Origin of the sequence: Amycolatopsis sp. NPDC049253 (assembly GCF_040678995.1) — a bacterium.
Taxonomy (GTDB): Bacteria; Actinomycetota; Actinomycetes; order Mycobacteriales; family Pseudonocardiaceae; genus Amycolatopsis.
Map to the genome: position 1 here is coordinate 225,826 of NZ_JBFAQX010000002.1, position 12,873 is coordinate 238,698.

Sequence of the window (12,873 nt, forward strand, 5' to 3'; positions counted from 1 at the left end):
GGCGAGCCGCGACCGGCTCGCCACCCTGCGCGGCTCACTCCTGGGCGAGAGCCATCGCGCCCAGGAACGTCTCGAGCGCCACGTTGCGTCCACAGAGGACGACCGCGACCTTCTTGCCCCGGTACTGCCCGGCCGTGCGGATCAGGCCGGCGACCGCGACACCCGCGGCGCCTTCGACGATCCAGCGCTCACCCTCGGCGATCTTGCGCATGGCGCGGGCGATCTCCGGCTCGGTGACCGTGACCGTCTCGTCGATCACCTCCTGGCAGATGCCGAAGGTGACGGAACCGGGTTCCACCGCGCCGGCCGAACCGTCGGACAGCGTCGGGAACTCCGGCGTCTCGATGATCTCGCCGGCCTTCAGCGAGTCGAGCATGCAGGTGGAGGCCTCCGGCCACACGCCGACGACCTTCGCCCGCGGGCTCAGCCGCTTCAGCGCCGTGCCCGTGCCGCCGATCAGGCCGCCGCCCCCGGTGCAGACGAACACGGCGTCGAGGTCGGGCGCCTGCTCGGCCAGCTCGACGCCGAGCGTGCCCTGGCCCGCGACGGTGTCGAGGTCGTTGTAGGGCGCCACGTACGGCTTGCCGAGGCGCTCCGCCTGCCGGCGCGCCTCCTGCTCGGCGTCGAGCGCGCCGCCCTCGACCACCACGAGCTCGGCCCCCATCGCCCGGATCGCGGCCATCTTGGCCGGCGTGGTGGAGGAGGCGACGTACACCGTGACCCCGACTCCGGCGAGGTTGCCGGCGCGGGCCACGCCCTGGCCGTGGTTGCCGGTCGACGCGGTGATCACGCCGGTCCGCTTCGCGCTCTCGCCGAGCACGCGGATCTTGTTGGCCGAGCCGCGCACCTTGAACGAACCGGTGGGCATGAGGTGCTCGGTCTTGAGCCACACCTCGCACCCGAGCTCGTCCGACAGCAGCCGGCTGCGTTCGAGCGTGCTCACCGGCACCTGCGGGCGGATGCCCTGGTGCGCGTCGAGAATGCGGTCGAAGAGGGTGGGCACGCGGGGCTCCTCGGGGGTTCTCGGGGGTTCTCCGGATGGGGCCCCGGACGCTCCGCCAGGGCCGCTGGTCTCACTTCCGAGCGTATTATAGCCTATAAGCTGTATGGAAGGAGCGCCTTGAGTACAGCGCCGAACACCGCAGCGTCGAAGACCGCAGCCACCTCAGCCACCGCAGGACCCGACAGCTTCGGCAGCCTCGCCCGCCTCGCCCTCGGCGGCGAGAGCTACCGGGTGCACCGCCTCGACGCCGTCCCCGGCTCCGAACGGCTGCCCCTGAGCCACAAGATCCTGCTGGAGAACCTGCTGCGGCACGAAGACGGCCACACCGTCACGGCCGAGCACATCACGGCTCTGGTGCGCGGCGGTTCCGACGCCGCCCACGACGTCGTCGCCTTCTCCCCTTCCCGGGTGTTCCTGCACGACACCAACGGCGTGCCCGTGCTCACGGACCTGGCCGCGCTGCGCGACGCCGTCGCCGCGGCCGGCGGTGACCCGCGCAGCGTGCGCCCGCGCATCCCGAGCCACCTCACCGTGGACCACTCCGTGGCCACGGAGGTCTCCGGCCGGGCCGACGCCCTGCGCCGCAACGTCGAGATCGAGTACACCCGCAACGCCGAGCGCTACCGCTTCCTCAAGTGGGGCGAGACGCTCGACGGCGTGCACGTGGTGCCGCCCGGCACCGGGATCATGCACCAGATCAACCTCGAGTACCTCGCGAGCGTGGTGGAACGCCGCGACGGCTGGGCGTTCCCCGACACCTGCGCCGGCACCGACTCGCACACCACGATGGTCAACGCGCTGGGCGTGCTGGCGTGGGGTGTCGGCGGCGTGGAGGCGGAGGTGGCGCTGCTGGGCCAGCCGTTGAGCATGCTGGTGCCGCCCGTGGTCGGCGTGGAGCTCACGGGCGAGCTCGGCCCCGGCGTCACCGCGACCGACCTCGTGCTCACCGTCGTGGAAACCCTGCGCGCGCACGGCGTGGTCGGGAAGTTCGTGGAGTTCACCGGCGACGCCGTGGCGCGGATCCCCCTCGCGCACCGCGCGACGATCTCCAACATGTGCCCCGAGTTCGGCGCCACCGCGGCGATGTTCCCCATCGACGACGCGACGACCGGCTACCTGCGCCTCACCGGCCGCACGCCCGGTCACGTCGCGGCGGTGGAGACCTACGCGAAGGAACAGGGCCTCTGGCACGATCCGGCCGCGAACCCGCGTTACGACGAGCGCCTGCGGATCGACCTCTCCACTGTGACGGCATCACTGGCCGGACCCCGGCGTCCCCAGGACCGCGTGCCGCTCGCCGCCATGCCGGCCAACGCCACGGCCGCGATCGAGCGCGTGCGCGCTTCTCGCGATGAAGAGCCACAGGGAAGCGAGATTCCCGACGGAGCCATTGCCATCGCGGCGATCACCTCGTGCACCAACACCTCCAACCCGCACGTGATGGTCGCCGCAGGGCTCTTGGCGCGCAACGCCCGCGTGCGGGGGCTCACGGTGAAGCCGTGGGTGAAGACGAGCCTCGCGCCGGGTTCGAAGACGGTCACCGAGTACCTGGCGCGGGCCGGGCTGACCGGGCCGCTCGACGAGCTGGGTTTCCAGCTCGTGGGCTACGGCTGCATGACGTGCATCGGCAACTCCGGCCCGCTGCTGCCCGCCGCCGCCGAGGCGGTGGCCGAGCGCGGCGCCGTGGTGGCGTCCGTGTTGTCGGGCAACCGGAACTTCGACGGCCGCATCAACAACGACGTGTCCCTCAACTACCTCGCCTCTCCCCCGCTCGTCGTCGCCTACGCGCTGGCCGGTTCGGTCGAGCACGACCTGACGACCGAGCCGCTGGGTGTCGGCGCCGACGGCGAGCCCGTGCTGCTCGCGGACCTGTGGCCGGACGACGCCGAGATCGACGAGGTCGTGCGCGCGCACCTCACGCCCGAGCTGTTCCGCGAGGCGTACACGGACGTGTTCGGCGGCGACGAGCACTGGGCCGGCGTGCCCGCGTCCGAGGGCCACCACTTCGCGTGGGAGCCGGACTCGACGTACCTGCGGCGCCCGCCGTTCCTCGACGAGGTGGCCGAAACCGTCGCCGCACCCGCGGACGTGACCGGCGCGCGCACCCTGGTGCTGCTGGGCGACTCCGTGACCACCGACCACATCAGCCCCGCCGGCCGCATCCCCGCGGCGAGCAGCGCGGGCCGCTATCTCACCGCGCTGGGCGAGACCGACCTCAACACCTACGCCTCGCGCCGCGGCAACTTCGAGGTCATGGTGCGGGGCGGCTTCGCCAACCCGCGGCTGGCCAACCTGCTCGCCCCGGACGCCGCCGGCGGCGTCACCCCCGACTTCACGCGGGACGGCGTGCTGGTGCCCATCCACGAGGCTTCGGTGTCCTATGCCGCGGCGGGTGTGCCGTTGATCGTGATCGCCGGCCAGGAGTACGGCACCGGCTCGTCGCGTGACTGGGCGGCGAAGACGACCTCGCTGCTGAAGGTGCGAGCCGTGCTGGCGCAGTCGTTCGAGCGGATCCACCGGTCCAATCTCGTGGCGCTGGGCGTGCTGCCGCTGCAGTTCCTCGACGGCGACAGCGCGGCCTCGCTCGGGCTCGACGGCACGGAGGAGTTCGACCTCTCCGGGATCGCCGGTGTCGTCGAGGATCCGGCGCGGCCGCTGACGGTGCGCGTGCGCCCGGCGGACCGGCCGGCGTTCGAGTTCTCCGTCCGCGCCCGCCTCGACACCCCTCGCGAAGCCGCCTACTACGCGAACGGCGGCGTGCTGCCGTACGTGCACCGGCTGATCCTGCGAGGTGAGCTTGACTGATCCCGCGCCCGTCGTCGACCCGCTGCTGCTCGGCTACGGCCTCTCGTCCGACCAGGGCAGCATCGGCTTCTGCGGCGTCTACCTCGTGCAGACGCCGCGGCGGCGCATCCTGTTCGACTGCGGCCACGCGGGCCGCCGCCGCGCGTTGCAGCGGGCGCTGGCCCGCCACGGCCTCGGCGTGCGCGACGTCGACACCCTGGTGCTCTCCCACGCGCACTACGACCACGTGCAGAACGCCGATCTGTTCACCCACGCCGAGGTGTTCCTGCACCCGGCCGAACGCGAACCCGGGCCCGGCGACCCGGTCACTCCCCCGTGGACGGACGCGATCTTCGCCGGCTTGACCCTGCTCGACGGCCTCGACGGGGTCGGGCTGGCACCCGGCGTCACGATCACCGGGCTGCCCGGCCACACCGCGGGTTCACTCGGCCTCACCGTCGAGACCGCCGACGGCACGGCGCTGCTCACCGGCGACGCCGTCCCCTCTTCCCGCGCACTGCGCGCCCGCCGCTGCACCACGGCGGCGGCGGGCGAGGAGGCGGCCGCCGCGTCGATCGAGCTCGTGCGGACCCGAGCCGACGTGGTGTACCCCGGCCACGACCGGCCGTTCACGATCGAGGCAGGGCTGCCCGGCCGGTACCTGTTCCCGCGCGTGGACCTCGACGTGCGCGCGCCCGACCCGCTGACCGACGACCCGCCCGCGCCGGTCTAGGCGCGGGTCTCCGCCGAAAGGAAGCTCCCCAGCATGACCACCGCCACCGGCATCTTCGCCGAGCCGGCACCGAAGTTCTCCACCGAGGGCCTTCGCGCCGTGCTCGGCGAGCACTGGGCGCTCACCGCCCCGGTCCTCGAGCCGCTCGACAGCGAACGCGACCTCAACGTGCTCGTCGACGGCCGGTTCGTGCTCAAGATCTCCAACCCCGCCGAGCAGGCCGACGTCGTGGACATGGAGACCCGCGCGCTGGAGCACGTCCACGCCGCCGACCCCGAGCTGCCAGTGCCGGAGACGGTCGCGACCACGGCCGGCGAACCCGTCGCGCGCCCGCGTGACGACGCCGGACGCGAATGCCTCGCCCGGCTGATCACGCTGCTGCCCGGCTCACCGCTCGAAGGCGGACCGCTCGACCCCGACCTCGCCGCGCAGGTCGGGGCGGTCGCCGCGCGCGTTTCCGTGGCGCTGCAAGGGTTCTTCCACCCCTCGGCCGGCCGGACGCTGATGTGGGACATCCGGCGGATGCCGGAGGTCCTGGCGGCGGCCGGGATCGCGACGGGGCGGCTGGGTGAGCTCGCCGAGCGCGTCGCCCCCGCGCTGGCGGCCACCGCCACGCTCCCGTCGGGGGTGCAGCACGCCGACGTGACCCTCACCAACGTGCTGGCCGCGCGCGCGAGCGTGACCGGCGTGATCGACTTCGGCGACATGCACCACACGGCCGCCGTCGCCGACCTGGCCGTGACGCTGACGTCCGTGCTGCGCCTCAGCGGCGGCGACGCGGACCGCCTGTGGCGCCTCACCGACGCCGTGCTGCGCGGCTATCAGCGCCACCGCTCGCTGTCCCCGGCCGAGGTGGCGGTGCTGGGCGAGCTCGTGATCGCACGCCTGCTCACGACGCTCGCGGTGTCGGCGACCCGGCGCGGCCCGCACGCGGACAACCACCGCTACATCACCCAGTACGACACCAACAGCGAGCAGGCGCTGGAGCTGCTGTCGGCGTTGTCCGTGCGCGAGCTCGCCGACCGGCTGGCGCGGCTGGCGGGCACGCGGGACCTCACGGCAGCGATCTCGCCGGACAGCCTCCCGGCGCGGCGCGCGCGGGCCATGGGCGGCAAGCTCTCCCCGCTGTTCTACCGGCGGCCGCTGGAAATCGTGCGCGGCGAGGGGCCGTGGCTCTACGCCCGTGACGGCGCGCGGTACCTCGACGCGTACAACAACGTCGCGGTCATCGGCCACACGCACCCCGCCGTGACACAGGCCGTGAGCCGGCAGCTGGCGCAGCTGAACACACACTCGCGCTACCTGCACGCGGGGATCGTCGAGCTCTCCGAGCGCATCCTCGCGACCATGCCGGCGCCGCTCGACACCGTTCTGTTCACCACGTCCGGCACCGAGGCCAACGAGCTGGCGTGGCGCCTGGCCACCGAGTACACCGGTGCGGGCGCGGCCGTGATCGCGGAGCACGCGTACCACGGGGCGTCGAAGTGGATGGCGGACCTGAGCTCGAACGAGTGGCCCGCGGGTTACCGGCCCGCGCACGTCGCGACGTTCGTGGCACCCCGCGGCCCGGCTCCCGAGCTGACGGAAACCGTTGCGGCCGAACGGATCCGCCGGGCGGACGAGACTCTGCGTGCGGCGGGGGAACGCCCGGCGCTCGTGCTCGCGGACTCGCAGTTCACCTCCGAGGGCATCCTCGACGCGCCCGGCGAGTTCGTGGCCGGCCTCGTCGCGGGCGCCCACACGGCCGGCGCGCTGTACCTCGCCGACGAGGTGCAGTCGGGCTACGGCCGCAGCGGCCCGCAGCTGTGGCGCTTCCTGCTCGCCGGCGTGACGCCCGACCTCGTGACGCTGGGCAAGCCGATGGGCGCGGGCTACCCGATCGGCGCCGTCGTGACGCGGCGCGAGATCGCCGACGCGCTCGCGGGCAGCTACGAGTACTTCTCCACCTTCGCCGCCACACCGGCGGCCGCGGCGGCCGGCCACGCGGTGCTCGACGTCCTCAGCCTCACCGACCTGCCCGCCCGCGCCGCCGCGACGGGCACGTTCCTGCGGGAGGGCCTGCGGGCCCTGGCCGCGGAGGAATCGCTGCTGGGCGAGGTCCGCGGCACCGGACTGCTCGCGGGCGTCGACGTGGTGGGCTCCGGTGCGTCCACATCTCGCGAGGTCACGCGCGCCCTGGTCTCGGAGCTGGTCGGGCAGGGTGTGCTCGCCGGCTCCACCGGCCCGCGCGGTGACGTGCTGAAGGTGCGCCCGCCGCTGGTGTGGGAGGACGCGCACGTGAGCCAGTTCCTGGAGCGGCTGCGGCGAGGGCTGGCGGAAATGCGCGCCTGACAACGGAAACCGGCCGTGGGGTCCGCCGTCGGTGCGGCGGACCCCACGGCCGGGCCGGGGATTACCTGCGGAGCTCGCCGCGGGCCGGCGGCAGGGTCGTCGGCCCGGAGTTGACGTTCGTGGCGTGGCCGACGGTGACGCCGGTGTCGTCGAAGGTCAGGTCGAGCCGGTCGACGAACGGCGACTCCAGGAAGTGCCACGTCAGGTGCAGTTCGTCGGCCGACCACCACTGCCCTGCGGCGAGGACGGCTGCCGTCGGGTCCTGGTAGGAGTGGTGCAGGCGCCACACGCTCACGCCGGTGTCCTGGCGCGTCCAGGTGCCCAAACCGTGGTCGATCGGGTGCCGGCCCAGCTCGTCCTCGACGACGACGTGCACCGAACCGTCGCGGACCTCGACCGCGAGCGACACGAGGCCCTGCTCGTTGGGCTCGAAGTCGTAGGTCGCGGTGAACCCGGCGCGCTGGACCGCGGCGCCGACGGTTTCCGGCTCCCGGGCGCGGTCCACCCAGGCGGCCAGAGCGTCCACTTCGGACTGTTCGCGGGCGGGGCTCTCGAACGCCGAGGTGAACGCGGAGCGCAACATGCCCGGCAGGTCGTGGTAGCTGCCGTCGCCCATGGCGCCGGTGATCACGACGACGCCGTCGTGGCGCGGGAAAACCATGCATTCCTGGCCGAAAATGCCCGACGCGCTGTAGATCCCGGCCTCGGTGGTCCAGAACTGGTAGCCGTACCCCTCGTCGGCGACGACGTCGGGCGCGGGCGGCACCAGCTCCTTGCCGTTCCACTCCCCGCTGATCGCGCGGCGCACGTGCAGCGCGGAAGCCTTCTGCACCCAGCCGGCCGGCAGGACGCGGGAGCCGTCCCACACGCCGTCCCGAAGGTGCAGCACCCCGAACTTCAGCAGGTCGCGGGGGCGCAGCGAAAGCCCGTTGCCCCCGCTGGACACGCCCTCGGGGTCCCGTTCCCACGTGTAGTCCGTGATCCCCAGCGGGTCGAACAGCCGTGGCCGCAGGTACTCGTCGACCGGCAGCCCCGAAACCTGCTGCACGATCGCGGACAGCACGTGGCTCGTGGTGCTGCTGTAGGTGAAGTTGCGCCCCGGCAGCTCGACCACGGGCTCCTCGAGGAACTCGTCGACCCAGCCCGTGCGCCGCAGCCGCGTGGTGGCGCCCGACAGCCCGCGCGCGTGGCCCGTGCACATCGTCAGCAGGTCGCGCACGCGCATGCGGCCGAGGTTCTCGCCCGGCTCGCCGGCCAGCCGGCCGGCGAAGAAGCCGACGACCGGATCGTCGAGCGAGAGCAGGCCCTCGGCCTCGGCGAACCCGACGGCCGCGGACGTGAAGCTCTTCGTGGCCGAGTGCACCTTGTGCCGCAGGCCGGGTTCGTGCGGCCACTGCCACAGGTCCAGCACGGTCCGCCCGTGGCGGTGCACGAGCAGGGAGTGCACGCGCATCCCACGTTCGGCCAGGGTCTGCAGCAGGGTGTGGACCGGGCCCGGGTCCAGCGCCGGTGCCGGGTCGTGGAAGGCGTTGCTCATGCTCACCGTTCTCGTGCGGAACTTCTTTACAGAATCACAAAACCTGCGAAAGGAACGACTTCAGCCGCGGCGTGCGCGGGTCGGTCAGCAGCTGCCGGGCCGGGCCTTCCTCGGCGATCACGCCGCTGTCCACGAACAGCACGCGGTCGGCGACCTCGCGGGCGAAGTTCATCTCGTGCGTCACCACCATCATCGTCATCCCGGACGAGGTCGCAAGGTCGCGCATCACGTCGAGCACGCCCTTCACCAGCTCGGGGTCGAGCGCCGAGGTCGCCTCGTCGAACAGCATGATGTCGGGCTCCATCGCGAGCGAACGCGCGATGGCCACGCGCTGCTGCTGCCCGCCGGACAGGTGCGAGGGCCGCGCTGACGCCAGCGCCCGCAGGCCGACCTTGTCCAGCTGCTGCAGCGCGCGTTCCCGCGCTTGTTCGCGCGACATCTTGCGCACCCGCCGCAGCGCGAGCGCGATGTTGTCCACCGCGCTCTTGTGCTGGAACAGGTTGAAGTGCTGGAACACCATGCCGGTGCGCGAGCGCACGGCGTTGAGGTCCACCTTCGGGTCGGTGATCGTCTGCCCGTGCAGCCGGATCGTGCCCGAGGTCGGCGGGGACAGGAGGTTCACGCACCGCAGCAGCGTCGACTTGCCCGAGCCCGAAGCGCCGATGAGGCACACGGTCTCGCCGCGCGCGACCGTCGCCGACACGCCCTTGAGCACCTCGACGAGGCCGAAGGACTTGCAGATGTCGACCAGCTCGATCGCGGGGACGTCGGCCTTCGCCTCGTCCGGCGCCTGAGGGGACGTCGAGACCTGGTTCACCTTCACGCTCCCGCTTCGAATCCGGTGGCACCGACGGGGATCAGCGGCTGCGGCGTCGCTGCCGGGCCGCCACCGCCGCTCGCCGGACGGCGGCCTTCGCGCAGCCGCTTGTCGAACCAGTTCACCAGGTGCGTCAGCGGCACCGTGAACACGATGTAGACCAGGCCCGCGGCCACGAACGACGACGAGTTGTACGAAATGGACTGTGCCTGCTGCGCGATGAAGTACAGCTCGCGCTCCCCGACGGCCAGGCCGAGCAGGTAAACCAGCGAGCTCTCCTTCACGGCCACGATGAACTGGTTCGCCAGCGCCGGCAGCACGTTGCGGATGCCCTGGGGCACCACGACGAGCAGCTGTGTGCTCAGGTGGCTCATCCCGAGGCTGCGGCCCGCCTCGGCCTGGCCGGGCGGCACGCTCTGGATGCCCGAGCGGAAGATCTCCGCGATGTAGGCCGCGTTGATCAGGCCCACCGCGAGGATCGCGTAGCCCATCGGCGACTGGCCGAACAGGCGGACCCCCGCCGACGGCAGCCCGATGCCGATGAGGCTCACCGTGACGATGGCGGGCAGGCCCCGGAACACGTCGACGTAGACGCGGGCCGGCATCCGCAGCCACCAGCGCGTGGAGATGAGCAGCATCGCCAGCAGCAGGCCCACCACCAGTCCGAGGATCAGCGCGAGTGACGCGATGATCAATGTGTTGCGCAGGCCCTCCCCGAGCAGCGAAGGCAGCACGGCGAGGATCTGGTGGATGTCGAAGAAGGAATGCAGGAAATCGCCCATGGGACCAGGTGTCCTTACCTCGGTTCGGCCGCGGACCGCGGGAGTGCGCGCGGACCCGGCCTCAGCGGGGTCGGCGCCGGTACCGGCCGGCAGTTCGTCTTATAGACTATAACTGTGACGTGGCGCTCACGGTAGCAGATTCGACAAGATAGTCAACGTCTGAAGTGTTCACTTCACCCGGCTCGCGAGGAGCCCGGCGAAGAAGTCCTGGACCACGGGGATCACCAGGCTGCCCTGGTGGGCCACCCCGGGTACCACGTCGAACCGCACGGAGAGCCCGCTGCGCTCGAAGCTGTCGCGCAACGTCTCGATGCGCTCGATCCGCGTGCGGCCGGTCTTCTCCACGCCGTCCATCCAGTTCGGACCACCGGCGTTGTTGATCTCCCACGTCTCCACGTCCGCAGAGCCGACCACCATCTGCACCGGCACGCGGCGCAGGGCCGCGAGGTCGAGCTCGATGCCGAACTTCTCGCGGAAGCCGCCGGTGCCGAGCCACCACGGCAGGGAGTCGTCGAGCTGCGTGATGCGACCGGGCGCGCCGATCGAGACGCCGGCGAGGCGCTCGGGGTGGGCGTAGAAGAACCGGTGCGCGAACTGCCCGCCGCCGGAGAAACCGTGCAGGAAGAAGGTTTCGGTCTCGGTGTTGAACTCCTCGCCGACCTCTTCGACGATGTGCAGCAGCTCCTCGTCGAAGCGGATCCCGTCGTACTCCAGGAACTTGAAGCCGTGGAGCTCGCGCCGCTTGCCGATGCCGGCCGGGAACAGCGGCGCGAGGATCACGCACCCGTGGCGGGTCGCGAAGTCCGCCCACTGGTTGCGGTAGAGCTCGGCCGAGCGGCCCGTGCCGTGCTGCACGACGACCAGCGGCAGCGGGGCGGCTTCGGGCGTGTGGTCTTTCGGTACGAACAACGCGTAGGACAGGCGCTGGTCGTGGCCGGAGGCGAAGAACGGGGTCGCGCCGACGAAGTGGGCTCCCTGGGAGTCGGGTTCGGTGGTGGTGGTCATGGCAGCCGGGAGCTCCTCGGGGTTCGGGGGACGCGCAGGGACGATGCACTACGCACGAAGACGATATAGGCTATAGATCTGGTCAAGGGCGTGAAGACAGCTTTTGACGGTGTGCGATGCGACAACTCCGGGCGGGCGGACCCACGAGGCGGCTTCGTTCGGCCCGACAGAATGCAGGCCGCAGGCCACAGCCTGCCCACCGAGCGGGAGGGAGACCGATATCCTTGCGGTCCCCCCATGTCCGCGGAGAGAGACAACCAGGCCGATGACCCATCCCCGCCCAGCCCTCACGAAGAACGCCTACGTCTACGAGGAGCTGCGCCGGCGCATCCTGGCCGGCGAGCTGATCCAGGGCCAGTCCATCTCCCAGGAGCAGCTCGCGGCGGAGCTCGGCGTGAGCACCACTCCCCTGCGCGAGGCGCTGCGGCGGCTCGACGCCGAGGGGCTCGTGACGATCGACGCGCACCGCGACGCGCGGGTGAGCCGGCTCAACGCCGAGGAGGCCCGCAGCCTCTTCGAGGTCCGCGAACGCCTCGACCCGCTGGCCACCAAGCTCGCCGCCACGCGCCGGACCGACGCCGACATCGCGGCGATCGAGTCGGCACTCAAGGACCTCGAGCCGCTGAGCACGTCCACCGGCTTCGACTCGCTGCTGGTGCACCGCGCGTTTCACCGCAGCGTCTACACGGCCTCGCACAACCCGCTGCTGATGACGCTGCTCGAAGGACTCTGGGACAAGGCCGACCGCTACCGGCTGATCGGCCTGCAGTCCAAACCGGACTCCCCGCAGGACCAGGAACGCGTGCGTCGCGAGCACATCGAGATCGCCCAGGCCGTGATCTCGGGTGACGCCCGCACAGCCGAACGGACCATGAAGAAGCACGTGCTCGGCAGTCTCGGCCGCCGGGCGATCGCCGCGCTGGAGGCCTGAGGGCGCTCACAGGAGCGCCAGCGGGTTGGCCGGCGAGCCCGTCCCGCCCTCGACCACGAGCGGCGCCACCACGAAGAGGAACTCGTGACGACCTTCCTCGGCACACACGGCGGCCAGTGGTTCGAGCGCGCAGTTGTCCACCACGGCCAGCCCGTAGGCGAAGATCGCGCCGTGCACGGTCCACGGCACTCCCCCGTCGTTCGGGGCGCGGTCGAGCATGTCCCACGCCAGCGCGGCGCAGTCGTGGTCGCGCAGGAACGCCAGACAGGAGGCGTGCAGGCCCGGGCGGCTCGTCTCGGTGCCCCACGGCGGGTTCTCGCGGTCCCACGCGTCGCGTCCGCAGTGGACGACCACCGCGTCGCCGGGACCGACGGCGACGCCCTGCGCCTCGGCGATCTCCTCGAGCTCGGCTCCGTGCACCGGGCGGTCGAGGGTCACGTAGGGCTCGCCGCGGAAGGCCGGCACGTCGAGCAGGACCCCGCGCGTGACGATGCCTTCGCGCCAATGGTCCACCGAGCCCCAGCGGCTGCCGCGCGAGGTGAGCTCCACGTCGGGGTCGCGGCCCTGCCACAGGCCGCGTTCGTCCCAGACGTGGCAGAGCGCGTCGACGTGGGTGGCGGCGACGCCGTGGTACTCGATGCCGTAGTAGTCACCGGAGATCCCGCCGGTACCGCGGGGCGTCTTGGTCGTGTAGTGCGAAGCCGGGCGCGGGTTGTCCACGTCGGGGCGGGTCGGGAAGGGCCGGCTGAGCGACACCGTGCGGCCCGCGCGCACGAGCCGCGCGGCTTCGGCCCGCTTGGCGGCGGTGATCAGGTTGACGGCGCCGACCTGGTCGTGGGCGCCCCAGCGGCCCCAGTTGCTGCGGCCGTGGAGCTGCTCTTCCACCTCGGCGCGGGTCCAGTCACGCGCCACCGCTCCACCTCTTCCGGCTCGCCTCTGAATGTTGGTAT

10 protein-coding genes are annotated in these 12,873 nt (G+C 71.9%); 4 read left to right on the plus strand and 6 right to left on the minus strand.

Annotation, left to right across the window (positions count from 1 at the left end):
• Positions 1-34 precede the first annotated feature (34 nt).
• Positions 35-1,003 (minus strand): threonine/serine dehydratase, encoded by a 969-nt coding sequence (locus tag AB0K15_RS05365; RefSeq protein WP_364045832.1) that lies wholly within the window; start codon positions 1,001-1,003, stop codon positions 35-37.
• Between the two features lie 117 nt (positions 1,004-1,120).
• Here AB0K15_RS05365 and acnA point away from each other — a divergent pair, with 117 nt between their 5' ends.
• The 3 genes from acnA to AB0K15_RS05380 are packed head-to-tail and all read left to right on the plus strand — an operon-like array spanning position 1,121 to position 6,851.
• The gene (acnA, locus tag AB0K15_RS05370; RefSeq protein WP_364045834.1) at positions 1,121-3,808 is read left to right on the plus strand and encodes an aconitate hydratase AcnA; all 2,688 of its coding nucleotides are present in this window, start codon (positions 1,121-1,123) and stop codon (positions 3,806-3,808) included.
• Positions 3,801-4,520 (plus strand): MBL fold metallo-hydrolase, encoded by a 720-nt coding sequence (locus tag AB0K15_RS05375; RefSeq protein ID WP_364045836.1) that lies wholly within the window; start codon positions 3,801-3,803, stop codon positions 4,518-4,520. The genes acnA and AB0K15_RS05375 overlap by 8 nt, the downstream gene beginning before the upstream one ends.
• 33 nt (positions 4,521-4,553) lie before the next feature.
• A complete protein-coding gene (locus AB0K15_RS05380) occupies positions 4,554-6,851 on the plus strand; it encodes an aminotransferase class III-fold pyridoxal phosphate-dependent enzyme (RefSeq protein WP_364045838.1) in 2,298 nt (765 codons plus the stop codon).
• Between the two features lie 61 nt (positions 6,852-6,912).
• On the opposite strand, the gene AB0K15_RS05385 is transcribed toward AB0K15_RS05380, so the two are convergent.
• The 4 genes from AB0K15_RS05385 to AB0K15_RS05400 all read right to left on the minus strand — a co-directional run bounded on the left by AB0K15_RS05385 (position 6,913) and on the right by AB0K15_RS05400 (position 10,992).
• A complete protein-coding gene (locus tag AB0K15_RS05385) occupies positions 6,913-8,388 on the minus strand; it encodes a serine hydrolase (protein ID WP_364045840.1) in 1,476 nt (491 codons plus the stop codon).
• A 34-nt stretch (positions 8,389-8,422) separates the two neighbouring features.
• Positions 8,423-9,205, minus strand: a complete 783-nt coding sequence (locus AB0K15_RS05390; RefSeq protein ID WP_364045842.1) for an amino acid ABC transporter ATP-binding protein — start codon at positions 9,203-9,205, stop codon at positions 8,423-8,425.
• A gap of 2 nt (positions 9,206-9,207) precedes the next feature.
• Entirely contained in the window at positions 9,208-9,987 is a 780-nt protein-coding gene (locus AB0K15_RS05395) for an amino acid ABC transporter permease (protein ID WP_360595670.1), read from the minus strand.
• A gap of 168 nt (positions 9,988-10,155) precedes the next feature.
• Positions 10,156-10,992 carry an alpha/beta hydrolase gene (locus AB0K15_RS05400; protein WP_364045844.1) on the minus strand — a complete coding sequence of 279 codons (837 nt, stop codon included), beginning with the start codon at positions 10,990-10,992 and terminating at the stop codon, positions 10,156-10,158.
• A 265-nt stretch (positions 10,993-11,257) separates the two neighbouring features.
• On the opposite strand from AB0K15_RS05400, the gene AB0K15_RS05405 reads away from it, so the two are divergent.
• Complete coding sequence (locus AB0K15_RS05405) at positions 11,258-11,923, plus strand: GntR family transcriptional regulator (protein ID WP_285968284.1); 666 nt, start codon at positions 11,258-11,260, stop codon at positions 11,921-11,923.
• Between the two features lie 6 nt (positions 11,924-11,929).
• On the opposite strand, the gene AB0K15_RS05410 is transcribed toward AB0K15_RS05405, so the two are convergent.
• Positions 11,930-12,835, minus strand: coding sequence for a cyclase family protein (locus tag AB0K15_RS05410; protein WP_364045846.1), 906 nt, complete (start codon positions 12,833-12,835; stop codon positions 11,930-11,932).
• Between the last annotated feature and the right edge of the window lie 38 nt (positions 12,836-12,873).

Coding starts and splice junctions, on each gene's coding strand:
- AB0K15_RS05380 (WP_364045838.1), top strand. CDS start 4,554: ATGACCACCGCCACCGGCATCTTCGCCGAGCCGGCACCGAAGTTCTCC.
- AB0K15_RS05385 (WP_364045840.1), bottom strand. CDS start 8,388: ATGAGCAACGCCTTCCACGACCCGGCACCGGCGCTGGACCCGGGCCCG.
- AB0K15_RS05395 (WP_360595670.1), bottom strand. CDS start 9,987: ATGGGCGATTTCCTGCATTCCTTCTTCGACATCCACCAGATCCTCGCC.
- AB0K15_RS05400 (WP_364045844.1), bottom strand. CDS start 10,992: ATGACCACCACCACCGAACCCGACTCCCAGGGAGCCCACTTCGTCGGC.
- AB0K15_RS05405 (WP_285968284.1), top strand. CDS start 11,258: ATGACCCATCCCCGCCCAGCCCTCACGAAGAACGCCTACGTCTACGAG.